We start from the raw sequence: 26,798 nt of genomic DNA, 5'->3' as shown, positions 1-26,798 counted from the left end.
CTTCACATGCTGCGGCCCTATATAGTGTTCATTCTTTTAGTCAGGGGCTGCATAGTGAGGCGTTACTTGCTGTTATCCCTATGTTGCTGAGATAGAAACCTGCCATCCTGAACATGTCCAACGGCGGAAAGAAACCGTCTGGACTATCCAGTTTGGTTTTTTGGGGGGGGCATGCGAGCCGCTGCAGAATGGTTGGTTTTGCAGAGTTTTGGAACTGGCTGGAGCGTTGGTGTTGCGGCAGGATTTAACTCAGTAGTGATCGATCTTCAGGTCGTCCCGCTAGAGGGGGAAGTGGGACTAAACAGGGGTAATAAAAAAGGGAAGTCGTTGCTATAACGCCTTCCCCTTTATGATGTGTTTGTTGTGGCATGTCCGGGTTTAGTACTGCTGCCCTAGAGTAAAAACAGTGTAATACCCGGGAAGATAATCAGCAGTGCCAGACGAGTAATATCTGCTGCCCAGAACGGGGTTACCCCTTTGAATATCGTTGATAACTTGACCGTTGGAACGATCGACTTTATCGCAAATACGTTGATTCCCAACGGAGGGGTTATCATGCCGGTTTCCACCACAATCACCAGAATGATGCCGAACCATACCGGGTCGTAACCGAGGTTCTGCACGATAGGGAATACCACTGGAATGGTTAGCAGAACCATGCCGATACTGTCCAGGAAACAACCTAAAATCAGATAGATTAACAGGATGCTCAACAGGATCAGCATTGGCGGTGCATCAAACGAGACAATATAGTCTGCGATGGTGATGTTGGCGCGGGTGAGAACGAAGAAGTTGATCAGCATAAAGGCACCAAACACGATCAGGGCAATCATCCCGGTCGTCCTGGTTGTTGATTTCAGCGACTCGACAATGTGACGCCAGCTCAGTGATCTGCGAATTAAACCGATAATCAGTGCGAAGATGACGCCGAATCCGGCGGCTTCTGTTGGCGTGAAAATACCCAGATAGAGGCCGCCGATAATCAGTACAAACAAAGAGACCATGCTGGCTAGTTTAGGCAGTGCGCTTAGTTTTTGCTTCAGCGTAGTGGGGGTGCCTGCGCCAGCGGATTTTGGCCACATTCGTACGACGATAACGATAGTCAGGGTGTAGATAATCAACTGCATGATTCCGGGTATCACCGCTGCGACAAACAGGTCTGTGATGGAGGTCTCTGTCAGTACGCCATAGATCACCAGAATGATGGATGGAGGTATGAGTACTCCAATGGTGCCGCCAGCAGCCACTGCACCCGTGGCCAGTGCATCGCTATAACCATATTTTTTCATCTCAGGGAGGGCGACCTGGCCCAGTGCCGTCGCTGTTGCCAGGGATGAGCCGGAAACCGCAGCAAAGCATCCACACGCCGCAATGGTGGACATCGCCAGTGAACCTTTCAGTCCCCCGAAAAGGCGGGAACAGCCTTCGTAAAGATCGGCTGACATCCCTGAACGGGTTGCCAGGTTGCCCATCAGAATGAAGAGCGGCACGATGCAAAGCTCGTAGTTGAAGCTGATCTCCATCGCCACCTCGCCGATGATAAACGACGCGGTATCAAAACCATACAGAATCAGGATGCCGGTAAAGGCTGAGATCGCCATAGATGCACCAATGGGGATACTGAGCAGCATCATGCCCAGCAGCATGCTGACAACCAGAATGGTTACTTCTATCTCAGTCATGATTAGGTTCTCCTGAGGGCAGGTCTGAAGAGTCGGGGCTAAACAGCAATCGGGCGGCGACCATGATCGCTGCAACGGCTATCAGAAACGCAAATCCGGCCATCAGATAGATCGGCAGATGCAGTACCGGTGTTAAATCACCGGAATCACGCAGGGACAGGGTTCTCTCAAACAGCCCCCATCCGATTCCTGCCGTTACCAGTAACACTGCGAACTGACTCAGTTTTTCAAGCACCGTACGCCAGCCATGAGACGCTTTAATCATGATGAACTCGAGTCGGATATGTTCGCGTGAATAGGTTGCCTGAGTCAGCGAGCCCAGCATGACTACTGCCATGAAGCCTTCGACCAGCTCGATACTTCCAGGGAGTGGCGATGAAAAAATGTAGCGCCCGATAACATCTATAAAGATAAGTACAGAGAGCGCAGCTAAAACCACTACCGTAAACACGGCAGTGGTTCGACGGGCATATTCGCCAATCATATTCAGGTTCCCTTATTCGCTAAGGTTATTCGCTGAATTCCGCCAGAACGGCGTCAGCATCGATACCCTGAGCTTCGGCTTTGGCTTTCCACTCGGCAGTGATTGTTTTGGAGCGTTGTTGAAGATCGCTGAGTACTTCAGAGGTCACTGTATTGATTTCGTGGTCTGGGTCAGCAGCGATATCGCTACGGGTTTTAGCCGCGGCAGCATCCCATGCGCGGCCGAGGAAGGCTGCTGTCTCAGGACCAGAGTTAGCATCAATCAGTGCCTGAAGATCTGCGGGTAGTGAATCATAGAATTTTTGGTTCATCGCAAAGAAGAAAGCGATGGTATAAAAACCGTTGGGAACTTCTAAATGGTAAGGAAGAAGCTTTTCCAGGCGGTAAGATTTGATCGCATCCCAGGGGAACAGAATGCCATCGGCGACGCCACGGGCCAGTGCCTCATGTGCTTTGCTGGCAGGCATGACGACAGCCGTTGCCCCCAGCGCTTCGGCCCACTTTACGCCAGAGCCGATGGTGCGGATTTTCATGCCGTTAAGGTCAGCGGGGGAGGTGACTTTCTCTTTGGTATGCAGTACACCGGGAGAGTGAACATGAATAGCAAGTAGTTTGGTATCGGTAAACTCTTTATCGGCGAAGTGTTTCTGCCAGATCTCGGTAATTTTACGGCTGCCCTCTTCGGCGCTGGGAACCAGGAAAGGCAGTTCAACGACCTGACTCAGTTCGAAGCGTCCCGGAGTCCAGGGCAATGCTCCCCATCCAGCCTGGACAACGCCCTGCTTAATCAGGTCATACTGACCGGCAGGTTTACCGATAATGGCTTTATCTACCGTTACTTTAATGCGTCCATTGGACTCTTTATTGATCTTATCTGCCCACTCGTTCAGCGCGACAGAGACCGCGTGATGAGGGTTTGGGTTCCAGTTAGCGATGCGCAAGTTAAACTCTGCGGCGTTCGCGATTGAAACCATGTTGCACAGAATGGCAGCGGCGAAGATCAGTGAGTATTTTAAGTATTTCATCATTCTTATCCGTTATTTTTGTTGGTAGGGATTAAAATATGAGTATGGAAAAGGCGTTGTCCTGGCAGGGATGTGCCAGCGCCAGGCTGTTAGGCTTGCTGGCCGATCTGTTCAAGTAGCGTGACAGAGTCTGTTACGGTGCCGAATAGTGGCAGAACTTTTTCGCACACGGTCCGGTGTAGTTCCATGTCTGGCGAGGCGCAGCAGTCTTCCAGGATCGAGACGAACAGGCCAGAGTCATCGCCGTGTCGCGCGGTGCTATCGACCACCATATGGGTGTACACTCCGGCCAGAACGATATGCTCTACTTTGTTACACTGCAGCCAGTTGAGAAGGTTGGTATTGTGAAATGGGTTGACCGCCCGTTTGGTGACCACCAGTTCGCCTTCCCGAGGTGCCAGTGCAGGCGGGAAGCCTGTGCCGAATTCACCGATGATCATGGCGTTCATCTCTTTCAGGTGTGCCAGTCTGGATTGTTGACTGATGGCATCAATGTAGCCTTTTTCAAAGCCAACATTGACGAATACAACGGGCCAGTTCCTGTCGCGAAAAGCATCGGCAACCCTGGCTGTTTTCTCAACCAGCTTTAACTCATCAACGGTTTTCCAGAAGCCTTTAGAGCCAACTTTGCCTTTAGGGTCTATCAGTTCATTCTGCATATCGAGAATGATAAGTGCGGATCTCATATAACGTACCTACGGGGATATTTTTCTTGTTTAAGGTTTGTCTTAGTAAATCTAGCCAAGATGAGTCGGTGTTTGAAGAAACTATTTGTTTTCTTTGGGGTGGTTAAAAGTTGGTCTGATAAGGTTTTTAATACAATGATTTATTTTAAGTTGTTGATTGTAATGTGATTATAATTTGTTGTTTTTCCCGTTATTGATGCTGTTTTTAGTGACTGTAATTTATTTAAATTTTAGTTATTGATATTTTTGTAAATAATGATAGGTACAGAATTAATAAAATGAATAGGTACAGTTAAGGAAGAGTAGAGTAAGTTATTTATCGTAGATAAAACGGTAGTATCATAATGAGTATCTGACAATGTTAATTATTGCGGGATTAATAGTATTAGACGGGCTAAAGACTTAGCTGGGATAGCGGTTTTTATAGGTTGCAATATACGCAGATAAACCTGATCCGTGGATCAGGCTTATTAAACGTATTTGCTTGGTGCGGACCAGAATAGAGGGTTATTTCAGCGCAATTTCCTGTGGCAGATTGTTGCTATGCAAAATCTGGTGACGCAGGTTTACCAGTGTCTCAGGGGCGATAACTGAGCCCGCCAGTTCGTCATACTTGGCGATCATCTCTGCGTCGGTCAGTGGGTTTTCAGGGTCCCCTTTGCGGGTTTGCTGGAAATGGTTCAACGTCTGTCCATTGTTGAGGGTAACATTGATACGTGCCATCCGTTTTCTGGGGTAGGCTGCGGCCAGCTCAGCATCTTCGCTGACGCTGACTCTGGGCATGAACGCCCTGATATCTTCCCGTGCAAGGGCTGATTCGGAGAATGCGCTGAGACGCACACCGCCCAGAAAGAACTGCGCGGCGATGCAGTACTGGATACTGAAGCGTGCTTCCTGAGCTGACTTGGGCGCAGGCCGGTTACACATATTATAGGTTGGGCCGTAACCTTTGATATGGATGCTGTGAATATCCTCTACGGCGAAACCATGTTCAGACTGGAGTATTCTGAGCCCGTCCAGAGCCGGAAAAATATGCCCGCAACAGCCATGATTTTTGACCGTCATCCGGGTGATCGGGGTCCACTCACCCAGGCCTTCAAATGCCGCATCCCAGTTACCGGTTGAGTCGCTGGTAGCCGCAGCATAACCTTTTGGTGCATGCAGGCTGTCCATCGATCCGGTCATACCTTCGGCGGCGGCCATCGCGGCCAGAATGCCGGCATCGGCGGCGTGCCCAGGGTGCATCGCTTTAGCCATCCCTTCGCCCTGCAGGTTCTGCTGGTGCCCCCCGGCGAAACTGGTCGCCAGTGCGATGGCATTGGCAATGATGGTTGCATCGCCTTTCAACAGCATCGCGGCAGCAACCGCAGCGCCAATTGTGCCGACCGTTGAGGTGATATGCCAATAGGTATAATGGCTTGGCTGGATAGCCAGAGATATTCTGCAGCCGACTTCATAACCGGCAATAACTGCCCGGTGTAACTGCTCCAGAGAAACTTCTTGATCCTGAGCTACGGCGAGCGCTGCGGCGATCGTCGGGCTGCCAGGATGGTAGCCACCATCTTTGAAAATATCATCAAACTCGACGGTGTGGCTGGCGGTGCCATTAATCAGTGCAGCATGGCGGGCGGAACCCAGGCTGCCATCCACATAACAGACCGCTTTGCCGTTACCCCGACTGGAATGACAGGCAGCAGCCAGAAGCATCGCCGGAGGTTGAACGCAGCCTGGTAGTGTGGTGGCAAACCAGTCGAGGATAGCCCGGCGGGTGGCCTGGCTGATATCGTCACTCAGGGGCAATTGATGCCAGTTTGCAGCCGCTTCGGCCAGGGATTGTATCGGATTGTTTATCATATCGATCCTGTCGCCAGCCAAAACCACTGGGGAGGGCATTGGCATGATTCATTAACTATTTGAATATCAGTTAGTCGCGCCGAGTTTTTGCATGGCATCAATCTCCTCCTGGGTATAACCCAGTTCCTGCAGCAGTTCTGCGGTTTGCGCGCCAACCGGCTGTGGTGGCAGATTGATCTCGGAATGGCTATCGGACATGATGAACCCTGCAACCGGTACTGTCAGTCCGTCAACCGGGCTGTCAGGGGCATCATGCTTATGCAGCAGTTTGCGGCTGGCGATATGGGGATCTGCAATACTTTCTTCCAGACGACGAACGCGGGCTGCCGGAATACCTCGTTCCTGAAGGAATTTTTCCCAGTAGTCAGCAGACATAGTGCCAATGATACTGGTAAGCACCTCGGCTTCTTCGGCATGCGCATCCAGTCGCTGGTTATTATCGGTTTTGATCATGTCTTCCCGGCCCAGCGCTGTCCAGAGTCTGCGCTGTTGCGGCAGGTTAGACGCAGAGATCATCATCGGGGCGTCAGAAGCATGGTAGTAGCCGATAGTGGCAAATGGGAATACGTTTCCTTTCTGCTCCGGGTGTTTGCCATTCCACAGATAACCGGTCAGGTGTGAGCTACACAGAATGGTGGCAACATCCAGCATCGAGACATCGATAAACTGGCCTTTACCGCCTTCACGTTCACGTTGGAACAGTGCTGCGGAAATTGCGTAGGCTGCGGTAGTGCCGGTGGCGTAGTCGACAACCGGTGCGCCACTTTTCAATGGCTTGCCATCGCCGTGGCCGGTCATCGCCATCATGCCGGAAAAGGCCTGAATAACCGCATCGTAGGCGGTCTGCTCACGTCTTGGGCCGGTTGAACCGAAAGCGGATATAGAGCAGTAGATCAGCCCTGGGTTTAACCTGGACATCTCCTCGTAACCCAGTCCCAGAGCGTCAAAAGCGCCGGGTCTGTAGTTTTCTACGAAGACATCTGCGGTCTGAATTAAGCGTTTCATCGCTTCAACACCGGCTTCGGTTTTCAGGTCCAGCGCCATTGTTTTTTTGTTCGATGCCTGTGCCATGAATGCAGTACCCATGCCCATATCATTCAGAGAGCGGTCGGAACCTTGCATCCGAGCCTGATCAGGCTCTTCAGGTGATTCGACTTTAATCACCTCTGCGCCGAGTACGGCCATCTGATAACTGGCAAAAGGGCCAGCAAGGACATGGGTGGTATCGATTACCCGGATGTTATCGAATGCCTTAGACATAAATTCCTCACAATATATTTGTTGTACAGGCTGTTATGTCACGCGGTTTTGTTTAAATGCCTGCACTGTTGTATCTACCGGTGAGAGTGTTTCAGGACTCCCTTGCGATAGGCCAGGGTAGGTCGCTGATAGTATAGATTTTATATAACTGTTCGCTATGCGGGGCTGCCTACAAATCGGCTAGCGATACAAGCAATGTCGGTTACAGGAGCAGAGCCCGGGAATAAGGTTCTGGTTATCCGGGCTCTTGACTTTACTGAGATTACATTATGGGTTTGTTAAGCCCTTCCCAGTGCGGTTACTATATCTGTATCTATCGTGCTCAATTATTCGAGTACGCCTGCCGCTTTCAATTGTGTTTCAGCGACTTTAGTAACGCTCTTGGTGAATTTAGAGTATTTTTCGGGGCCCATCCAGGAATCGGTCACACCGGCAGCACGCGCGTATTTCTGGTAATCATCACTACGCATCGCTTTATGAAAAGCATCAGCAATCTTCTGTTGCGTCTCCATTGGAATACCAGCAGGACCGAAGATGCCACGTACCTGTACCCAGCTTGTGTCTACATCGTAACCCTGCTCACCGAAGGTTTTCAGATCCGGCAGACCTGTCAGACGCTCTTCACCCAGCACACCCAGGCCTTTAATGCGGTTAGCATCGAAGAAAGAGCGGGTTGCACCCAGATTAGACACACCGACATCGACATGCCCACCCAGCAACGCGCTGATGATATCTGGGGTGGCGTTAAAGCCAACCCAGTTGAATTTAACACCGGCAGCGTTTTCTAACATGGAAACGCCAATGTTCTGCATAGAGCCCACCGGACCAAAGCCACCGATATTGACTGTTCCATTATTTGCTTTGGCTTTAGCAATCAGGTCATCCAGGTTTTTAATTTCTGAATCTTCGCGAACGAACAGCAAAATTGCATCTTCCTGAGTGGAACCAATCCAGGAGAAGTCATCCATGCTGAAGGTACCTTTGAGGTTGGTTAGCATCCCGGTAAAGTGGGTCAGGGTGTTGATGCCCAGTGTCAGACCATCGGGTTTTGCCGGACGAATCTTGCTCATCTGGCTGGCGCCGCCGCCCCCAGGAGAGTTGATAACAATAACTTTCTGACCGATCTGAGGCTCCAGACTTTTTGCCAGAGTACGAATAAATACATCAGATGAACCGCCGGCCTTGGTGTGCATGATCATTTTAACCGGACCTGTAGGCCAGTCGCTGTCAGCGAAGGCGGTACCTGAAGTAGCAACGGCAGTGGCGAATGTCAGTGCGACAGTGGTGAGGATTTTGCGGGCGTTCTTTTTAACTCTGCTAACCATCATAAGACGGCCTCCGTGGTTTAACTTTTTATTTTTTATTTAAAATCAGGGCGTTTCCCCTGTATTGAATATCTCAAAAAGCACTCGGGGGTGGTACTGAGTATTTGTAAGGCCATGGGACACTTAAAATTTGGGCAAGATTCTGTGGTGCCAGCACTGAAGATGAGATCAGAGGATAAAGTTCTCGTCGGGGTGTAATGAGCGGATGTGCCAGGAAAGCAGCGTTTATCAGCACTTTTGTTTATTAGTGGTCGCGTCAATTCCTATTGGTCAGGTGACTTTGAACGCGCTTTTGTGCAGCTGATTAAGCCTCAGGTATTCCCCCATTGCCTTCGTTCATCAGAGCTCTCATCCAGGATAAAAATTTGAGCAGTGTCTGGGAGGGCTCAACATTACGAGGCCAGACCAGATAATAACCCTCTCCGGTTTTACAGGTTTCTTTGAACGGGGCAATGAAGCTGCCGTTTTTCAGTTGCGGTTCAACAAAAACTTTCACCGCGATGGCAACTCCGATGTTCATCGATGCTGCTTCATAAGCGAGTGCAGAGGTATCGAATCGTAGTTCGGATGTTGAATTCAGTGACAAGTCTACGCTGGCCATCCAGCGCTCCCAGTCTTGCGGGCGAGCCATCGACTGGAGCATGCGTACCCGGGACAGATCTTTATGGCTGGGGAGCTTATTGGTTTCGTAAAAAGTGGGGGAACAGATCGGTATCAACTCAATATCAACCAGCTTCTCGGCATTCAAATCGGGCCAGTCTCCATAGCCAGAACGAATAGCAGCATCGATGTTCTGTGTTTCAAAGTCTGTTGCCAGCAGGGAAGAAGTCAGTCGTACCTCGATGTTTTCATTCTCGTCGTGGAACTGCGCCAGACGGGGAATCAGCCAACGTTGAGAAAAAGTGGTATATGACTGTATTGAGAGAATATTCCTGCGTCCCCGTCGGGAGACCTGTCGTGCCGCATGTCCAATATCCTGAAATGCATGGGCGATGCCCTGATAAAGTTCTTTACCCTCCCGTGTCAGCTCGATCCCTCTGTGCAAACGTCGGAAAAGCATAACGCCAAGATACTCTTCCAGAACTTTAACCTGACGACTGACAGCGACCTGAGAAACATGTAATTCATCTGCCGCCGCTGTCAGGCTGCATAACCTTGCCGCCGCTTCGAAAGTTCGTAGAGGATTAAGTGGTGGAATAGGATACTTCATACACCCGCCTTGCTTTTTATTGTTTCGGCTAACCGAACACGCCCATAAACATAAATAAAGTATAGATTAGCCCGTTATAAAAAGCTGCGTCTAACTCTGACTGCTATTATCTGGATCAATAGATGATCAGATGGTGTTATAACCCTGTTAGAAGTTAATCTTTTATATCTGGGCGACTAGATAATATTGCTATTAGCCTCGATTGTCACATTTAAATATGGTTTATGGTTTGATGATTTCTCCTGTCGCTGAAACGGATTATTGAAATAAACAAATGCAGCATCAATCAGTTTAATCAGTCATTCACTGTGTTCACAGGATAGGTATTATCATCTGAATAACTCGGTTGTCTTAGAAAATTAGTCTTTTCGCTGCCACTTATAATGGTTCAATATATGTTAAGAGCATAACCATTGTTGGCGAGCTGTATGATGCAACAGTCATCAGAACTAAAACGGAGCTGAAAGTTACTATGTCCAACTATTTTGAAATTGTTATCAAACCGCGTTTTAGTGAAACGGATATGCGAGGCCATATCAACAACACGGTAATACCGGTATGGCTAAGCGATGGCAGGGGAGCGATGTGTCGTGAGCATCTTGCGATCACCCAGCCATGGATGGTGGTGAACCTTACCGTCAACTATCGCAAGGAGTTACTCTGGGGTAGTCCGGTAACGGTAAAAATTGCAGTCGATAAGATTGGCAACAGTTCGATCAGTTTTGCGCAGGAGATCTGGCAGAAGGATAAACTTTGTGTTCAGGCCAGTACAACGATTGTGGCTCTGGATATGGATACCCGCAAACCGGTGAGAGTGAATGATGAAATACGCCAGCAACTCTCCCCCTATCTGTTAGCTCAGGAGTGAGTGAATACTGCATTTAATGGGTTGTAAACCGGGCAGCCCTGCCCGGTTTTACAGCGTCTGACAGCAGGCTGTCAGGTGGCACCGCTATCAGATCAGTTTTGACAGGAAGGTGGTTTCCTTTGCTGTTGATATGCCATTGCCGGTGAAGACGAATGCCAGTTTTGCATTCATTTCTTCCACATTACTGCCACATATACGATAAGGTAACCAGGCTGAGTTGCTATCGCTCAGACGGATAGTATCCGGCCCGTTAAGGGTAAATGTTGGGGCGCCGGACAGGGATACTTTAATCAGCTCCTGATCATGGGCAAACCCTTCCACTTTGACGCGATAGTTGTTGCAGACGGTATTGGCATCCAGTTGGGTAAACAGCGCTGTGCGGTCGCGGCGCACCTCTATCAGCAAGCTTTTAGTATCGGTAAAACCATAGATGACTGCCATGATCGCGCAGAGGGATACAGCTGCATAGCCCGCCAGTTTTGCGCGCAGGAAGGGGGATTGTTTACCTTCCAGTTGCCGTTCGGATGCAAACCGTATCAATCCGCGTGGGCGGTTAATTTTATCCATGACGCTGTCACAGGCATCGATGCAGGCTGCACAGTCGATACAGGCAGCCTGCAAGCCATTTCTAATATCGATGCCGGTGGGGCAGACCTGTACACAGATACCGCAATCGACACAGTCACCACTGTTTGCATCGGCGTTGCGGCGGTTGGCCCGGGGTTCACCACGTTTGGCATCGTAGCTAACGGTCAGAGTGTTGTCGTCAAACATAACGCTCTGAAAGCGGGAGTAAGGGCAGGCATGCAGACAGATTTTTTCCCGCACAAGGCCTGCATTGGCATAGGTCAGCGCCGCCATAATAGCCAGCCATCCAAACAGCGCGGATGACATCTGAAGATTGAGCATATCTGCAGCAATTTCGCGGATAGGGACAAAGTATCCGGTGAAAGTTGCTGCAGTGAGTATTGAGAGAGAGATCCAGAGAAGATGTTTCAGCACCCGGCGTAACAAACGCTTACCGCGTAGCGGCAGGTGATCAGTTTTAGCCCGCTCACTGGCACGACCCTCTGTCATCTGTTCGATGCGGATAAACAGCCAGGTCCAGACACTCTGCGGACAGGCAAAACCGCACCAGACCCGCCCCCAGGCAACCGCCATAAAAAACAGCAGCGTCGCGCCTGCAATCATTAATCCTGCCAGTAGTGGCAAATCATGCCAGGACAACGCGCTGCCAAAGAGGGTGATACGGCGGTGCTCAAAAGAGAAAAACAGAAACGGCTGACCATCGATCTGTATCCAGGCAAGACCGAAAAACAGCGCGATCATGGGCCAGGTTGTCAGCCGTCTGAGGTTTTGAAATCGCCCCTCGGTGAGGCGCACGTGAAACTTACCATCGGTTGCAAATGGAGGCGTTGGATCTTGTATAACAGGAATTTTTTGCATGGCGGCAATCTACTAAATTTTGTGATTGCGGTAGATTACGGTTGTAATTTGTATAGGAACAGGTATAAAAAAAATATAGTTAATAGGTACAGTTAGGCGGTAAGGCACAATGGCATCAGACTATCTCTATCAACAGCTTGAGAGCTGGCTCTTAAAGGGAATTGAAGAACAGCGCTGGCTGATGGGGGATCGGTTGCCCTCGATCCGGGAGCTGTGCAAGCAGCATGGGCTGTCAAAAGCGACTGTCCAGCATGCGCTGCAGCGGCTTGAAGCGCAGGGCTTGCTGGAGGCCCGGCCTAAAGCGGGCTACTTTGTTGCCCTGCATGCCAAGACAGTAAAAGAGCCGATCAGCCGTTCACGTATCGAGGCACCCAGGCCGGTAACGGTGAGTGATCTGTTGTTGGATATCATGCGCCGCAGTGCGGCATTTGATCTGTTACCGGACCTGCATGCGGGGGAGCTGCCCTCGGGTATTGTTACCCTCAATCGTTCGGTTGCCAGAGCGCTTCGGCGACAGAAAGGTGATGACTATCAGTATTATGATACCCCAGCTGGGGATGCAGGCTTGCGGGAACAGCTATCCCTGCACCTGTTACGCCGTGGCTGGCAGGTTGATATTGATGAGTTGTGTATCACCTCCGGCTGTCAGCATGCGCTATTCCTGGCGTTGATGGCGACCTGCGAAAAGGGGGATGTGGTAGCGGTGGAGTCCCCGGGATTTTATGGTGTCCTGCAGCTGCTTGAGCAGTTAGGGTTGCAAGTTGTTGAGGTGCCAACATCCATCTCCACGGGAATGGATATAGAGGCGCTGGAAGAGGTGCTCAAACGCTGGAAAGTTAAAGCCTGTATAGTCTCACCGGCCTTCTCTACCCCGGGCGGAGCACTGATGCCAAAAGATCCCCGCGAGCGGTTACTGTCGCTGGCGGAACAGCACGATCTGGCCATCATTGAAGATGATATCTATGCCGATACGGCTTTGGGAGTGGTGCCTGATCCGCTGAAAGCGCTGGATCAATATAACCGGGTGATCCTCTGTAGCTCATTTTCGAAATCGTTATCCCGGGACCTGCGGCTGGGCTGGATCTCAGGTGCGCGATGGCACGAACGGATTATCAAACTTAAACTGGTTACCCAACTGAGCAGTAGTCGCTATCTGCAGCAAGGGGTTGCTGAGTTTATTGCCGATGGCAGTTTTGCGGCTCATCTGCGCCGCCAGCGCCATGAGTTGCGTGAACGACGTGACCGGCTGATTGCGCACCTGCGAGCCTGGCCCGGGGATTTGAGAATCAGCCTGCCGCAGGGTGGCTTAGCGGTGTGGGTTGAACTACCTGACGGGGTGGATACCTTAGAGGCTTATCCCGAAGCGCTTGATCGTGGGGTGGTGATTACCCCGGGGCCGTTGTTCTCGGTATCGGGGCAATTTCGCAACTGTATGCGCCTCAGTTTTTCCCATCCCTGGGATAAGCGTCGGGTTGAGGCGCTGAATATTCTGTCTGCTGTATTGGTGCCGCACGGTTAATCTGTCTTGATTAAAAATTAAAAAATTGAGCCTGTGTCTAGTTTGCACGTCAGTATATTCTGAGCGGCAAAAGTAGCTGAACGAGTACTGATGTTGTGTACAGATATGATGAATATGACCGGGCGTTGGTACAGGCGCGGGTAGAGCAGTTCCGTGATCAGGTTGCACGCCGGCTATCGGGCGACCTGAGTGAAGAGGAGTTTTTGCCGCTGCGATTGCAAAACGGACTCTACCTGCAGAAGCATGCCTATATGCTCCGGGTGGCGAATCCTTATGGCACTCTCTCCGCTGATCAGTTGCGGGTACTGGCTAAAATAGCCACTGACTTTGACCGCGGTTATGGCCATTTCACCACCCGTCAGAATATTCAGTTTAACTGGATTGAGCTGGAGCAGGTGCCGGATATCCTGCAGCTGCTGGCCGATCATGATATGCATGCTATCCAGACCTCCGGTAACTGCGTACGCAATATCACTACTGAGGCGTTTGCCGGAGTGGCCGGTGATGAGGTGATGGACCCCCGCCCCCTGGCTGAAATCCTCAGACAATGGTCGACGGTTAATCCTGAGTTTCTCTTTCTGCCGCGTAAATTTAAGATCGCTATATCATCCTCTGCATCTGATCGTGCCGCAGTACGCGCCCATGATATTGGTCTCTATCTCTATCGGGGTGGCAGCGGTGAGATGCTGTTGGATGTCATGGCCGGGGGTGGGCTTGGCAGAACGCCGATCCTCAATGAGCGGGTGAAACAAGGCCTGCCATGGCAACATATACTCACCTACACCGAAGCGGTTCTGCGTGTTTATAACCGTTATGGCCGCCGGGATAACAAGTATAAGGCGCGCATCAAAATCCTGGTGAAAGCGCTGGGTGTGGACGCGTTTGCCAAAGAGGTTGAGCGTGAATGGGAACTGATCAAAGACAGTGACGCTGAGCTGACAGAGAAAGAGTATCAGCGGGTGGCTGCCGGTTTTGCACCACCGGTTTACGAGCGACTCGATCTGATTGATCCAGAATATGGCGCCTGGCTGGCCCGTGATCCGCAGTTTGGTTTATGGGTACAACGCAATACCCAGCCCCATAAAGTGGCCGGCTATGCCTCGGTCATATTATCAACTAAGCCTGGTGCCAGCGCGCCTCCCGGGGATGTTACCGGAGAGCAGATGAACACGGTCGCTGATCTGGCAGAGCGCTATGGTTTCGGTGAGATCCGTGTGTCCCATGAGCAGAATCTGGTGCTGCCGGATATCCGTAAACAGGATCTCTATCCGTTGTGGAAAAAACTGACAGAGATTAATCTGGCGAAGCCGAATGTGGGGTTGCTGACCGATGTGATTGCCTGTCCCGGTGGTGATTACTGTGCGTTGGCGAACACCCGCTCATTGCCGGTCACCCGTGCCATTCAGGAACGTTTTGATAACATCGATTTCCTCCATGATCTGGGGGATCTGACGCTGAATATCTCTGGCTGTGTCAACGCTTGTGGTCATCACCATATCGGCAACATCGGTATTCTCGGGGTGGATAAAAAGGGTGAGGAGTTTTTCCAGATCACCATTGGCGGTGCTCAGGGAAAGAACAGTTCCCTGGGTAAAGTGATCGGACGTGCTTTCCGGGCGGAAGAGGTGCCGGAAGCGATAAACCGCTTGTTGCAGGCCTATCTGGACTACCGTGAAGCGGAAGAACCCTTTATAGAAACAGTCAACCGCATCGGTCTTGACCCCTTCAAAGAGCGGGTTTATCCGACGCCAACCGATGCTGCACAGTTAAAGCTTGAGGAGGCCTCCGTATGAAAAACATTATTACGACGGTGAACGGAGTCTCTGGGGTTGTGCATGATGATCCCTGGTCAATGCCCGGTGAAGATGAGAGTGATAACCGCGATTTTCAGATCGTGTCGCTGGAGCGTCTGCTGGCGTTAGCGGAATCAGGTGAAAGGCTGCAGGGGCAGTATGGCGTGATGCTGCATCCGGATGATGACCCTGACATTCTGCTCCCCTGGCTGGCTTCACTGCGGCTGATTGCGCTTCAGTTCCCCCGCTTCAGTGATGGTCGGGCCTATAGTCAGGCCTATCTACTGCGCGCTCGTTATGGTTTCGAAGGTGAGTTACGTGCCGTGGGTGATGTGCTACGAGATCAGTTAGCGGCGATGCGTCACTGTGGCTTCAGCTCCTTTGCTATACGTGAAGATAGATCAGCAGAGGAGGCGCTTAAAGGTTTGGAAGTGTTTGATCTGATCTATGCCCGTTCGGTATCAACACCCCAGCCGCTGTTCCGGCGTAGATAAGCTGCGTCTTCCGGATCTCTCTTCGGGTTGTCAGTCAGTAGCATTCCTGGCTGACAGCCCATAGCGTTCACGCTTCTGTTTATCCTCCCGAACCTCACGAAAGTTGATGAAAGTATGCCCGACAATGGAGCGCAATGCTGCACTGCAATAGGGCGTAATCGGCCATTATATGACAATGGTAGACATTGTCAGACTATGATGTGTGTTTCCTCTATTTTACATATTTACCTAACTCTATGTTTTTATTGGTTTATTAGTTTTGGCCCGGAAAATGCTTTGATCTGGATCAATACTAATTTATCGGAGCCGGAGTATGGGTGCGTCTATATCACTTGATTACATCACACACAGGTTCAGTGCTGCAGCAAAGCCCACGCTGAAAGATATTGAAAATCGAATTGAGCCTGGCGAACTGGTCGCCCTGATTGGTCGCAGCGGTTGTGGCAAATCGACCCTGTTGCACATGATGGCGGGTCTGTTGATTCCGTCTGATGGTTGTGTCCGTATCAATAATCATCTTGTTACTAAGCCCAGTGCTAAGTGGAACATGATGTTTCAGAAAGCCTCCCTCTATCCCTGGATGAACGTCAAAGAGAATGCTGCACTGGGTCTGCTGTTTGATGGTATGCCGAAGGCTAAGGCCGGTGAGCGGGTTGATACATTGCTGGATATGGTGGGGCTACACGACAAAAAAGAGGTCAATGTACAGAGCCTCTCCGGAGGGCAGCAGCAGCGGGTTGCACTGGCGCGTTCGCTGGCGACCGAACCGGAAGTTTTACTTCTGGATGAGCCATTTTCTGCGCTGGATGCCTTTACCCGGACTCAGCTTCAGGAAGAGGTACCGAATATCTGCCGCGAGCGAGGTATCACCATGGTGATCGTTACCCACGATATTGATGAAGCGATAGCGATGGCCGACCGGGTGTTAATCATGTCCCAGAACCCGGGTCGCATTGTGGGTGAATTGACGGTTGATCTGCCCTGGCCGCGCCGTCATATGGATGCCGGTTTCCAGTCGATGCGTGACGAGTTGATGCAACAGTTTAAAGGGACTGATACCGGATTGGCGGGCCGTAATGGTGCCGATACCGAAGAGTCTGAAGTATCTGAATCAGCCGCCTGATAGCTGCCAATTTTAAGAGGAATTTATAATGAAAAAATACAGTTCTAAGCTTGATGCGAAGCCGAATGAGATGTCCGACGCAGATCTGGAATATCTGCAAAAGCATGAGATGAGTCGCCGTGACTTCATGATGGACAGCCTCGCTATGGGGGGATTGGCTGCAATGTTTGGGCTTTCCGCCAGTATGCCTGCCTGGGGCAGTATCCAGCCACCGGAAGATGAGGTTGTACGTATCGGTTATCTGCCGATTACCGATGCCACTGTACTGCTGGTTGCGCATGCTAAAGGGTTCTTCGCGGAAGAGGGGCTTAAATCAGAAAAGCCAACGCTAATTCGTGGTTGGTCGCCGCTGGTTGAAGGGTTTGCGGCGGGTAAATTTAATCTGGTGCACTTCCTTAAACCTATCCCTATCTGGATGCGCTATAACAACGGTTTCCCCGTCAAAATCATGTCCTGGGCTCATCTGAATGGCTCCGGTGTGGTGGTGGGTAAACATGTTAAAGCGGAGGGCTTTGCGGACCTGGGTGGCAAGCAGGTTGCAGTACCTTACTGGTACTCCATGCACAATATCGTGTTGCAGATGGCGCTTAGACATGTGGGACTGAAGCCGGTGATTAAAGCGCAGGGTGAGCCTGTCGCAGCTGATGAGGTGAATCTGCAGATTATGCCGCCACCGGATATGCCACCATCGCTGGCGGCGAAAAAGATCGATGCCTTCATCGTGGCAGAGCCCTTTAATGCGGCCGGTGAGCTGCTGGCTGGCGGTAAGATGCTGCGCTTTACCGGTGATATCTGGCGTAACCATCCCTGCTGTGTGGTGTGTATGAATGAGGAACAGGTTAATGCCAAGCCTGAGTGGACTCAGAAAGTGATGAACGCCATCGTCAAAGCTCAGATCTACGCCCAACAAAACAAGAAAGAGGTTGCTCATCTGCTGTCTAAAGATGGCGAACGTTATCTGCCAATGAAGGCTAATGTGGTTGAGCGTGCGATGACGCTGTATGACGAAGAATCCTATGCAGCGCCTGATGCGATTCAGCACCCAGAATGGAACAGCGGTCGGATTGATTTCCAGCCCTGGCCTTTCCCTTCAGCCACCAAACTGATTGTAAATGAGTTGAAAAACACTCTGGTGAGTGGGGATGCCACCTTCCTGAACAAGCTGGACGCAGACTTTGTGGCCGATGATCTGGTGGATTATCGCTTTGTTAAAGCGGCGATGGAGAAGCATAAAGGCTGGGAAGATGCGCCAGGTTTTAATGCTGAGAATCCATTTGAGCGAGAAGAGGTGGTTGCGATATGAACACCAGTAATACTCAAACGATAACGGCCGCCAGTGTGATGCCGAACATGTCGCAGCTGTTTGGCTGGCTGAAGTCACTGCAATACCCGGCGGTGGGGATTACCGGTCTGCTGTTGTTGTGGTGGTTCGGTGGTTTCATGATTGAAAATGATCCGGATCTGAGTGCCTTTGCCGCATTTGCCCCTGCACCGACGTTTAGTGCGCTGGTGGATCTGGTGGCCAGTGGTGAAGTCTGGCAACCCATCGGTTCCAGCCTTTATCGCATTCTTTCCGGGCTGGTCTGGGGTATCGGCATCGGTGTGCCGGTGGGGGTAACGGTGGGCTACTTTGGTCTGGCGTTGAAAGTGACTAACGTGCCGTTTCAGTTTCTACGCATGATCAGTCCACTGGCGTGGATGCCGATTGCCGTGCTGGCCTTTCAGAGCTGGGATTCTGCGATCATCTTCCTGATTGTGATGGCGACGGTATGGCCGATCATCTTCTCCACCGCCCACGGTGTACGTCGTATTGATCCTAACTGGTTTAAAGTGGCGCGCAACCTGGGTGCATCCGGTTTTCAGATGCTGCGGCGGATCATTCTGCCAGCGATTATGACCGACGTCATGGCGGGTATCCGTCTTGCGGTAGGCGTTGCCTGGGTGGTTCTGGTTCCTGCGGAATATCTCGGTGTCACCAGCGGACTGGGGTATGCGATCAACGACGCTCGTGACACCTTGTCTTATGACAGTCTCGCCGCCGTTGTTATCGTTATCGGCATTATTGGCTATGGTCTGGACACTGTCTGTAGTGTGCTGATTAAACGCTTTAACTGGCATATGGAGTGATGGTTTGAGTATCTACAGTCCGGTGTTAACACCCGGCTGGACAATCCATTTTGCAGCGTTGTCTGGTGATAGCCGCTGTGTGAATTGTGCTGAATATACCTGTTGCCTGGCAACAGGTATTTCTGTTTGTAGAGGTTAGAGCCTATGGGATATCCAACAGACGTTCTGTCGCATAAAAATGTAGAAAGTGATGCCGGTGCCGGCGCATCCGATCTGACGGTGTTGCATGAGTCAGCCAAGCTTATTGGTCAGGCGGCAACACCTGAGATAGCGATCTCCGGCACCTTGCGGCTGATGTCGCAGATGCTTGGTTTGAATCGTGGGCGTGTGCTGCTGCCATCGACAACCGGTGAGACCCTGCAGATCCGATACAGTTACGGCTTGCGTGATGAAGAGCGCCGGTTGGGGGTGTACAAAGTGGGTGAGGGCATCACCGGTACGGTGATGAAAAGTGGTCAGCCTGCGGTGGTTCAGAATATTGATGAGGAACCGGGTTATCTGTTCCGGGCGGTGGACCGGGAAACTCTGCCAGACGGTATGGTGGCTTATATTGCGGTGCCGATTATGGATGGTAACTCAACCATTGGTGTGCTGGCTGCGCACCGGTTGCGGATGCGACCACGGGCGATTGATGCCGACCTGATGATTCTGCGAATTCTGGCGACCTTTATTGCGCAGATCATCAGTATCAGTAACCTGATTGAGGAGCGTACCAGTTATCTGCAGGAGGAGAACCGCGAGCTGAAAGATGCCCTGCAGCATCAAAGTGGTGAGAATAACCACGGTATACTCGGCGAGAGCCAGGCGGTGCGTGATGCCCTGAGGCAGATCAGCCGGGTGGCTGACACCGTAGTGACGGTGTTGCTGACCGGTGAGTCCGGTACTGGTAAAGAACGTTTTTCCCAGGTATTGCATCTGAACAGTTCTCGCCGGGATCAGCCCTTTGTCGCCATCAACTGTGCCGCTATTCCCGAGCAGTTACTGGAATCAGAGCTGTTTGGGCATGAGCGGGGTGCCTTTACCGGGGCGTCCGCCAGTAAAAAAGGCAAGATTGAGTTAGCCAGTGGCGGGACACTGTTTCTGGATGAAATTGGTGATCTGAATATGGAGCTGCAGTCCAAACTGCTGCGTATTCTTGAAAGCCAGGTGATTCAGCGGGTGGGTGGCGTAAAGGATATCCCTGTGGATGTGCGTATTATCACCGCGACCCACAAAAACCTTCAGGAAGCGGTGAACAAGGGTAAATTCCGCCTCGATCTGTTCTATCGTCTGAATGTTTTTCCGATCCATCTGCCGCCGTTAAGAGAGCGGGCGGGGGATGTCAGAATCCTCGCCAGTCATTTTCTGCTCAGTGCTAACCGGGAATATAGCCGCTATACGGTGTTTGGCAAAGGGGTAATGGAGCGGCTGGAAACCTATAACTGGCCCGGGAATATCCGTCAGTTGGAGAATGTCATTAAACGTTCGGTTTTGATCTGTCTGGATGGCACCATCTCGATCGATGATATCGAAACTATCCTGCGTCAGGAGTCTGCGATCAATGAGCACCTTGAGGCAGGTCAGTCTTCGGAGATGTTCTCTGTCGGGCGCTCCGTCCCAGTAGATCCTCCAGATGAGGAAGTACCCTCAACCGTTCCATTTTCCTATAGTAGTGGTGCATCGAGTGGCGTTGCAACGAATCGCCCCTATAGCTGGGTGCGTAAAGATGAAGCGGATTCAATTGCGCAAGCGCTGAAACATACCGGTGGTAATAAAACCCGTGCTGCGGCTATTCTGGGGATGTCGCCGCGACAGTTCCGTTATCGCCTGGAAAAGCTGGGATTGCCGAATAATCTCAGTCGTGAGGGCTGATCCCGCTCTCTTCTGAATCATCATTCAGACAGGGATCAGTTCAGAGAGCAATCTTTGTTCGCTGAAGCTGATCCTTGTCGTGTTTTTCTAATCATTGCCTTCGTTAATGACGCTCCACAGAGCGACCTCATAGCCTCATCTTTTTGTTGTTTCGCGTTAATGACTCCGATATCTCTCTGACCCATCCGGCCTGAAGGGATATTAATCGCTATGTACCATTGTCTGACAATGTCAGACAGAGGGATTGGTATGATCGGATAGCGGGTCATCTTTCTGAATCTATCTATTTGTTTTATATAGAGATAAACCTTTATGGAACGGTTGTTGATAAGTAATTAAGTGAAAATAACTATTGACGCATAGATCAGCTACTCATCATACATTTCTGGAGTTTTAAAATGACAACAGTTCTATTGGATCCTCAAGAGTTACAAACCAAGATCGATAACGAAAAAGTGGTGCTTATCGATACCCGTAATCCCGAGCAATACGCGGCTGGCCATATTCCTGGCGCAGTCAATATCCACGATATCTTTACCTTTCTGGCGGCCTCTACGCCTGAAGGTATTGCTGAGCTTAAAGAAAAGTTTGCCAGGGTGTTTGGCGATGCCGGTCTCTCAGGTGAAGAGACCGCTGTTGTCTATGAGGATTCAATGAACACCGGTTTTGGTCAGTCCTGCCGCGGTTACTTCCTGCTGTGCTATCTGGGATATCCTAAGGTATCTATTCTGCACGGTGGTTTCCAGGCCTGGAAAGCTGCTGATCTGGCTGTGACGACAGATCTGCCGACTCCGGTTGCCGCTGAATTCCCGCTGGACCACAGTGCCAGTGAGCTGATGGTGGATAAAGATGATGTTCTCAAAGCGATCGGCGATGACAGCATTGTATTGCTGGATGTTCGTGATGTGGATGAGTGGGTGGGTACCAGTTCATCTCCGTATGGTAAAGATTTCTCGCCCCGTAAAGGACGTCTGCCAGGGGCTCGCTGGCTGGAGTGGTACCGTCTGATGAAGCCGGGGGCGGTCACTGTATTTAAATCCCCCGAAGAGGTGCTGGCGGATTGTGCCAGCGTTGGTATCACTAAAGAGAGTCATGTGTATATCTACTGCTTTAAAGGCGCCCGTGCATCAAACACTCTGGTCGCGCTGAAGGCGGCTGGTATCAATAACGTCAAACTCTACTTCGGTTCATGGAATGAGTGGGCGCAGGATGCAGCATTACCGATTGAAGAGGGTCTGCCCTACGCCTGTTAAGAGGGCTGGGCCTGCCCCGAGCCGCTGACGCTTACAAAACCCCGGACTCAGGTTCGGGGTTTTTCTGTTTTAAGGCCCCGGCACTACTCCTGTCGCATTTTTCATTGTCAGACAATGTCATTATGACATTTATTGACAATGTCATGTTGGCGTGGGTGAATTAAGCCAATAAATCACTTAAGTTATTGATATTAAATATGTATTTTGTTTTGGCATCGATTCTGCTTTATTCAGATAAACATCGGTGATGTTTTCAAAGAAACATACAGTTCTGCTAAATCTTTTGGAGAAAAAAAATGACAACAGCTATTGCACCACAAACGGTTTCTACCCACCTGCGTCCGATTGATCGGGATGGCCTGATGGCATTTGCAGAGAAGGGTCGTAATAACCCAGGTACCCGTGGGACTAACAAAGTTCATACCATCACTGATGGTCAGTACCGTACTGTTAGCCACGTCAACCAACATGAAGTGGTTGTTGATGAGCCGCTGCACCTGTTTGGTGAAGACACTGCTCCGGCTCCGGGTGAGATCGTGCTGTCAGGTCTGGGCGGTTGCCTGTGTGTTGGTATCACCGCAGTGGCAACCTGGAAGCAGGTGAAGCTGAGCAAGCTTGAAGTTTTCATGGAAGGTGACATCGGTAACCCTGCTGCATGGGGTGCTGGCGGTGCTGAGATGGAGCCTGAGCAGATGGGCTTCCAGGAGATCCGCGTCAAAGTGCTGATCGAAGGTGATGCTTCCCGTGAAGAGCTGGACGAGATAGTTAAGCATGCCAACTATTTCTCGCCAGTTGCTAACACCATGCGTAACCCGATCCCTTTCAGCATCAGCCTGATGGACTAATTTAACCTTTAACTGACTTGAGAGGTAAGCCATGAATAGCGTAGCAGTCTCTTCTATAACAGCCCCCTGGACCGACGATGCCAAGGTGCTCGCCGATGTCGGTTTGATTGCACGGGAACAACTCGCACCTGCAGCCAAACGGATCGATGAGGGTTACTACCCGCTGGATATCATGGCAAACCTTGGTCAGGCGGGGGCCTATGCCGGTCATCTCGACCAGCATGGCTGCCGTTTCGGACTGGCGATCTCAGCGATGAGTGAGGTCAGCCGCCATTGTGGTGCCACCGGTTTTATGACCTGGGCTCACGATGTCTGTGGCCTGTATATGGAACAGTCTGGTAACCCGGCGCTGTTAACCCGTTTACAGGATCACACCGCCGGACTGACGTTTGGCGGTACCGGTCTGTCGAATCCGATGAAGGCTCTGACCGGTATTGAAAAGATGGCACTGACTGCCAAAAAAGTGCCCGGAGGGTACAGTGTAAGCGGAACGCTACCCTGGGTAAGTCATATTGCCCCGGGGCAGTACTGCGGTGCCATTGCTGCAGTCAACCGGGATGACGGCAGTCGCTCCCACGAGATTATGTTTCTGCTGGATCTGGATGAGCGGGTGCCGCTACGCGCTTGCCCTGAATTTTCCGGTATGGAGGGCACCAGCACCTGGGCGGTGCCGCTGAAGGATTATTTCGTCAGTGAGGATCAGATGATTGCTGATCCGGCCCGGCCATTTATTCAGCGTATCCGTGGCGCATTCGTGCTGTTGCAGGTTGGTATTGCGGCGGGTGTTATCCAGGGGTCTATCGACTCTATCCGTGAGGCCGAGCCAACCCTGGGTCATGTTAACCAGTATCTGCATAATCGTCCTGATGAGTTGCAAGCCGAGTTTGATGAGCTGGCAGCCCGGGCGATGGTGCTGGCAGAAACCCCTTTCGATGGCAGCAAGGATTTCTTCCTGGATGTCCTGGATGTCCGTTGCCAGGGCGCTGAGCTGAGTCTCAAGGCCTCTCAGTCAGCACTGCTGCATCAGGGGGCGAAAGGTTATTTGATGAACTCTGCGCCTCAGCGTCGTATTCGTGAGGCTCACTTTGTCGCCATTGTAACGCCAGCGATTAAGCATCTGCGCTGGGAGATGGCAAAACTGATGCGTGAAGAGGTGCCAGCATGAGTCATGACGTTCAAGAATGGCGGCAGTACCTCTGCCGCGCCTGTGGCCTGATCTATGATGAAGAGAAGGGCGATCCCGATAGCGGTTTAGCCCCGGGCACCCGCTTTGAAGATATTCCCGATGATTGGGAGTGCCCTCTGTGTGGCGTGACCAAAACCGATTTCGAACTATTTGAGAAGCCTGTTGTGGTCGCGGTTGAACAGACCGCCCACTTCAGTGCTGAGCCCGGTATTGTTGTCGTCGGTGCGGGCCTGGCTGGCTGGGCAGCGGTCGAAGCGATTCGTCAGCTTGATCAGAGCGTTCCGGTGACGCTGATCAGTGCCTGTAGCGCTGACCTGTATCATAAGCCTGAGTTGTCAGTTGCTATCAGCCGGGGGTTGGATAAAGCAGCACTGATTCAGGAGACTGGGGTTGATGCGGCTCGCCGTCTGGGGGTTCAGCTGATGGCCGAAACCTTTGTGGTGGGCATCTCTCCATCTTTGCATCAGTTGCGTACCACCCGTGGTTCACTGACTTACACCAAACTGATTCTGGCTCAGGGTGCCAAACCGGCCCTGCCTGCACAGCTGCCTCCCGAGCTTTGCTGGCGGGTTAATGACCTGGCCTGCTGGTCCGGTATGCAGCAGGCACTGGCCAAAGGACCACAGTCGATTGCCATTGTCGGTGCGGGCATGATCGGTTGCGAGATTGCGGAAGACTTAGTCCGCGCCGGGCACCGCGTCACACTGCTGGACCGCAATGCTTCGCCGCTGGCGGGCTTGCTGCCAGAGCCAGCGAGTCAGCGTTTGCGTGACAGTTTTGCCGCCCTGGGGATCACCTACATTGGTAATGACGATATTACCGGGGTTACTCAGCTGGATAATCAGCAGAAGCAGATCCGCTTTGGCAGTGGTAACACACTGGAGGTTGATCAGGTGCTGGCAGCGACCGGACTGATGACCGATAACCGTCTTGCCCGCATTGCCGGACTGGATTTTGACCGGGGTATCAGCGTTGCTGCGGACACCCTGCAAACCAGTCAGGCCGATATCTATGCGCTGGGTGATTGCATCAATATCGAGGGGACAGCGTGCCGCTTTATCGAGCCGATTAAGCATCAGGCAAAAGCGATTGCCCACGGGGTTCTTAATCTTGAGGCCAGCGCTTATCAACACAGTGCCCCGGTGGTTCGGTTGAAAACCCGTTCACTGCCGGTGGTGATGAATGGCCTGCCGTTAGCGGGAGTCGACTGGACCCTGATCCATGAGGATGCCGATGAGCTGGTGATGGAGCAGCGCTTCGATAATCAGGTCATTGCTCATCTGAAAGTGGGCGCCAGCACTCAAACCCGGGCAGCCTGAAATTTTAACGAGATTTTTTAAACAGCCGGGCTGTGGGTCGCAGCCCAACCAAAAACACAACAAACACTTATACAGATCTATGTAATTTGATCACTATTGAAGGAAGACATCATGATTAGTAATCGCGAAGAAGTAACCCAGCTGATTTTGTCCGCCAAAGTTCGTAAGGGTATCAAATGGGGTAAGGTGGCTGAACTGATTGGCCTGTCAAAAGAGTGGACCACTGCCGCTTGTCTGGGACAGATGACCTTTGATAAAGAGCAGGCTGAGAAAGTTGGCGATCTGTTTGAACTGTCTGATGAAGCCACTGCCTGGCTGCAGGTCGCCCCCTATAAAGGCTCGCTGCCAACCGCGGTACCCACTGATCCACTGCTGTACCGCTGGTATGAGATTGTTAACGTCTATGGCAGCACAATCAAAGAGCTGATTCACGAAGAGTTTGGCGATGGCATCATGAGTGCGATCGATTTCTCTATGGACATCAACCGTGAAGAAGACCCCAAAGGGGATCGTGTCAACGTTGTGCTTTCAGGTAAGTTCCTGCCATACAAAACTTACTGATACACTGAGGGTCGATATCTATATTATGAATATCGACTCTTTCAAATTTCTGCACGGTCAGGATCTGCATGATTACGGAAATATTACTGGGTACGGGTGTCGGTTTAGCGCTGGGGCTGACAGGCAGTGGAGGTGTGCTGGCGGTGCCTGCACTGATGCTGGGGCTGGGTTTTACTCTGCCTGAAGCGATGCCGGTGTCACTTATCTCGGTGGGTATCTCCGCTTTGTTGGGCAGTATTGATGGTTTGCGTCAGGGGTTGGTGCGATATCGTGCCGCGATTGTCATGGCGATATCGGGCACCCTGATTGCGCCGCTGGGCATCGCTGCATCCCATGTTTTGCCTGCCGATATACTCACCTCTATCTTTAGTATTTTGCTCTTGATGGTGGCCATCAAAATGGCGCGGCAGGCGTTACAGCACTACCGGGATCAGCAGAGTGGAGTTGGCCATCCACTGGAATTCAACTGTATGCTGCGTCCGGATACCGGCCGTTTTGAGTGGAACCCCAAATGCTTTTTTACCCTGTCCTCAATTGGCGGTTTGTCCGGCTTTAGCAGTGGTCTGCTCGGGGTTGGCGGTGGTTTTCTGATTGTGCCGGGTATTCGCCAGTTCAGTAACCTGAATATGCACAGCATCGTCGCCACCTCGCTGGCGGTCATCACGCTTATCTCCACCGGCACCGTGATTGCTGCACTGTTTCATGGTGCCCAGATCACCCCGCAGGCCTGGTGGTTTATCGGTGCTACCTGTGTTGGCATGGTCGCCGGGCGGAAGAGCGCGCCGCTGTTATCCGGCCAGTTACTGACCCTCGGCTTTGCCCTGTTAACCAGCGTGGTATCGATGGCGTTATTGTACAAATATATGCTGCCAAATTTCTGGAGTTAAC

General features: G+C 51.4%; 23 protein-coding genes. 14 read left to right on the top strand and 9 right to left on the bottom strand.

Annotated elements, in window-relative coordinates:
- Positions 1-392 precede the first annotated feature (392 nt).
- From OCU43_RS16725 to OCU43_RS16690, 8 genes are all read right to left on the bottom strand, one after another.
- On the bottom strand, positions 393-1,682 hold the full coding sequence (locus OCU43_RS16725) for a TRAP transporter large permease (protein WP_091359451.1): 1,290 nt from the start codon (positions 1,680-1,682) through the stop codon (positions 393-395).
- Positions 1,675-2,166 (bottom strand): TRAP transporter small permease, encoded by a 492-nt coding sequence (locus tag OCU43_RS16720; protein WP_091359453.1) that lies wholly within the window; start codon positions 2,164-2,166, stop codon positions 1,675-1,677. Before OCU43_RS16720 ends, OCU43_RS16725 begins: the two co-directional genes overlap by 8 nt.
- Before the next feature lie 25 nt (positions 2,167-2,191).
- On the bottom strand, positions 2,192-3,190 hold the full coding sequence (locus OCU43_RS16715) for a TRAP transporter substrate-binding protein (RefSeq protein WP_175483545.1): 999 nt from the start codon (positions 3,188-3,190) through the stop codon (positions 2,192-2,194).
- 89 nt (positions 3,191-3,279) lie between these two features.
- The gene (locus OCU43_RS16710; protein ID WP_091359458.1) at positions 3,280-3,876 is read right to left on the bottom strand and encodes a cysteine hydrolase family protein; all 597 of its coding nucleotides are present in this window, start codon (positions 3,874-3,876) and stop codon (positions 3,280-3,282) included.
- Between the two features lie 507 nt (positions 3,877-4,383).
- On the bottom strand, positions 4,384-5,730 hold the full coding sequence (locus tag OCU43_RS16705; RefSeq protein ID WP_091359461.1) for an MmgE/PrpD family protein: 1,347 nt from the start codon (positions 5,728-5,730) through the stop codon (positions 4,384-4,386).
- Between the two features lie 66 nt (positions 5,731-5,796).
- Complete coding sequence (locus tag OCU43_RS16700; RefSeq protein ID WP_091359463.1) at positions 5,797-6,990, bottom strand: CaiB/BaiF CoA transferase family protein; 1,194 nt, start codon at positions 6,988-6,990, stop codon at positions 5,797-5,799.
- Between the two features lie 326 nt (positions 6,991-7,316).
- On the bottom strand, positions 7,317-8,318 hold the full coding sequence (locus tag OCU43_RS16695) for a Bug family tripartite tricarboxylate transporter substrate binding protein (protein WP_245756592.1): 1,002 nt from the start codon (positions 8,316-8,318) through the stop codon (positions 7,317-7,319).
- Between the two features lie 301 nt (positions 8,319-8,619).
- Positions 8,620-9,525: a LysR substrate-binding domain-containing protein gene (locus tag OCU43_RS16690; RefSeq protein ID WP_091359468.1), complete on the bottom strand. Its 906-nt coding sequence runs from the start codon at positions 9,523-9,525 to the stop codon at positions 8,620-8,622.
- 472 nt (positions 9,526-9,997) lie between these two features.
- Here OCU43_RS16690 and OCU43_RS16685 point away from each other — a divergent pair, with 472 nt between their 5' ends.
- Positions 9,998-10,393 carry an acyl-CoA thioesterase gene (locus OCU43_RS16685; RefSeq protein ID WP_091359469.1) on the top strand — a complete coding sequence of 132 codons (396 nt, stop codon included), beginning with the start codon at positions 9,998-10,000 and terminating at the stop codon, positions 10,391-10,393.
- Between the two features lie 87 nt (positions 10,394-10,480).
- Here OCU43_RS16685 and ccoG read toward each other — a convergent pair whose 3' ends face one another.
- A complete protein-coding gene (gene ccoG / locus OCU43_RS16680) occupies positions 10,481-11,839 on the bottom strand; it encodes a cytochrome c oxidase accessory protein CcoG (protein WP_091359472.1) in 1,359 nt (452 codons plus the stop codon).
- Positions 11,840-11,948: 109 nt separating this feature from the next.
- On the opposite strand from ccoG, the gene OCU43_RS16675 reads away from it, so the two are divergent.
- The 13 genes from OCU43_RS16675 to OCU43_RS16610 all read left to right on the top strand — a co-directional run bounded on the left by OCU43_RS16675 (position 11,949) and on the right by OCU43_RS16610 (position 26,797).
- Positions 11,949-13,358 (top strand): aminotransferase-like domain-containing protein, encoded by a 1,410-nt coding sequence (locus OCU43_RS16675; RefSeq protein WP_091359475.1) that lies wholly within the window; start codon positions 11,949-11,951, stop codon positions 13,356-13,358.
- 95 nt (positions 13,359-13,453) lie between these two features.
- A complete protein-coding gene (nirA, locus tag OCU43_RS16670) occupies positions 13,454-15,151 on the top strand; it encodes a nitrite reductase NirA (RefSeq protein WP_091359478.1) in 1,698 nt (565 codons plus the stop codon).
- The gene (locus OCU43_RS16665) at positions 15,148-15,645 is read left to right on the top strand and encodes a DUF934 domain-containing protein (RefSeq protein ID WP_091359480.1); all 498 of its coding nucleotides are present in this window, start codon (positions 15,148-15,150) and stop codon (positions 15,643-15,645) included. The genes nirA and OCU43_RS16665 overlap by 4 nt, the downstream gene beginning before the upstream one ends.
- A gap of 313 nt (positions 15,646-15,958) precedes the next feature.
- Positions 15,959-16,768 (top strand): ABC transporter ATP-binding protein, encoded by an 810-nt coding sequence (locus OCU43_RS16660; protein ID WP_091359482.1) that lies wholly within the window; start codon positions 15,959-15,961, stop codon positions 16,766-16,768.
- A 28-nt stretch (positions 16,769-16,796) separates the two neighbouring features.
- Positions 16,797-18,071 carry an ABC transporter substrate-binding protein gene (locus tag OCU43_RS16655; protein WP_245756593.1) on the top strand — a complete coding sequence of 425 codons (1,275 nt, stop codon included), beginning with the start codon at positions 16,797-16,799 and terminating at the stop codon, positions 18,069-18,071.
- A complete protein-coding gene (locus OCU43_RS16650; protein WP_091359485.1) occupies positions 18,068-18,895 on the top strand; it encodes an ABC transporter permease in 828 nt (275 codons plus the stop codon). Before OCU43_RS16655 ends, OCU43_RS16650 begins: the two co-directional genes overlap by 4 nt.
- 144 nt (positions 18,896-19,039) lie before the next feature.
- On the top strand, positions 19,040-20,746 hold the full coding sequence (locus OCU43_RS16645) for a sigma-54-dependent Fis family transcriptional regulator (RefSeq protein WP_091359487.1): 1,707 nt from the start codon (positions 19,040-19,042) through the stop codon (positions 20,744-20,746).
- Positions 20,747-21,144: 398 nt separating this feature from the next.
- Entirely contained in the window at positions 21,145-21,999 is an 855-nt protein-coding gene (locus OCU43_RS16640; RefSeq protein ID WP_091359489.1) for a sulfurtransferase, read from the top strand.
- Positions 22,000-22,295: 296 nt separating this feature from the next.
- Complete coding sequence (locus OCU43_RS16635) at positions 22,296-22,844, top strand: OsmC family protein (protein WP_091359491.1); 549 nt, start codon at positions 22,296-22,298, stop codon at positions 22,842-22,844.
- Between the two features lie 31 nt (positions 22,845-22,875).
- Positions 22,876-24,009 carry an acyl-CoA dehydrogenase family protein gene (locus OCU43_RS16630; RefSeq protein ID WP_091359493.1) on the top strand — a complete coding sequence of 378 codons (1,134 nt, stop codon included), beginning with the start codon at positions 22,876-22,878 and terminating at the stop codon, positions 24,007-24,009.
- A complete protein-coding gene (locus OCU43_RS16620; RefSeq protein WP_091359495.1) occupies positions 24,006-25,349 on the top strand; it encodes an FAD-dependent oxidoreductase in 1,344 nt (447 codons plus the stop codon). The genes OCU43_RS16630 and OCU43_RS16620 overlap by 4 nt, the downstream gene beginning before the upstream one ends.
- Before the next feature lie 111 nt (positions 25,350-25,460).
- Complete coding sequence (cynS, locus tag OCU43_RS16615) at positions 25,461-25,910, top strand: cyanase (protein ID WP_091359497.1); 450 nt, start codon at positions 25,461-25,463, stop codon at positions 25,908-25,910.
- 68 nt (positions 25,911-25,978) lie between these two features.
- Positions 25,979-26,797: a sulfite exporter TauE/SafE family protein gene (locus OCU43_RS16610; protein ID WP_091359499.1), complete on the top strand. Its 819-nt coding sequence runs from the start codon at positions 25,979-25,981 to the stop codon at positions 26,795-26,797.
- The last annotated feature ends 1 nt before the right edge of the window (position 26,798 follow it).

It is taken from the genome of Amphritea atlantica, assembly GCF_024347255.1.
GTDB classification, from domain to species: Bacteria; Pseudomonadota; Gammaproteobacteria; order Pseudomonadales; family Balneatricaceae; genus Amphritea; species Amphritea atlantica.
The sequence above is the reverse complement of the archived record's forward strand: the minus strand, read 5'-3'. Positions and strand labels throughout refer to the sequence as shown.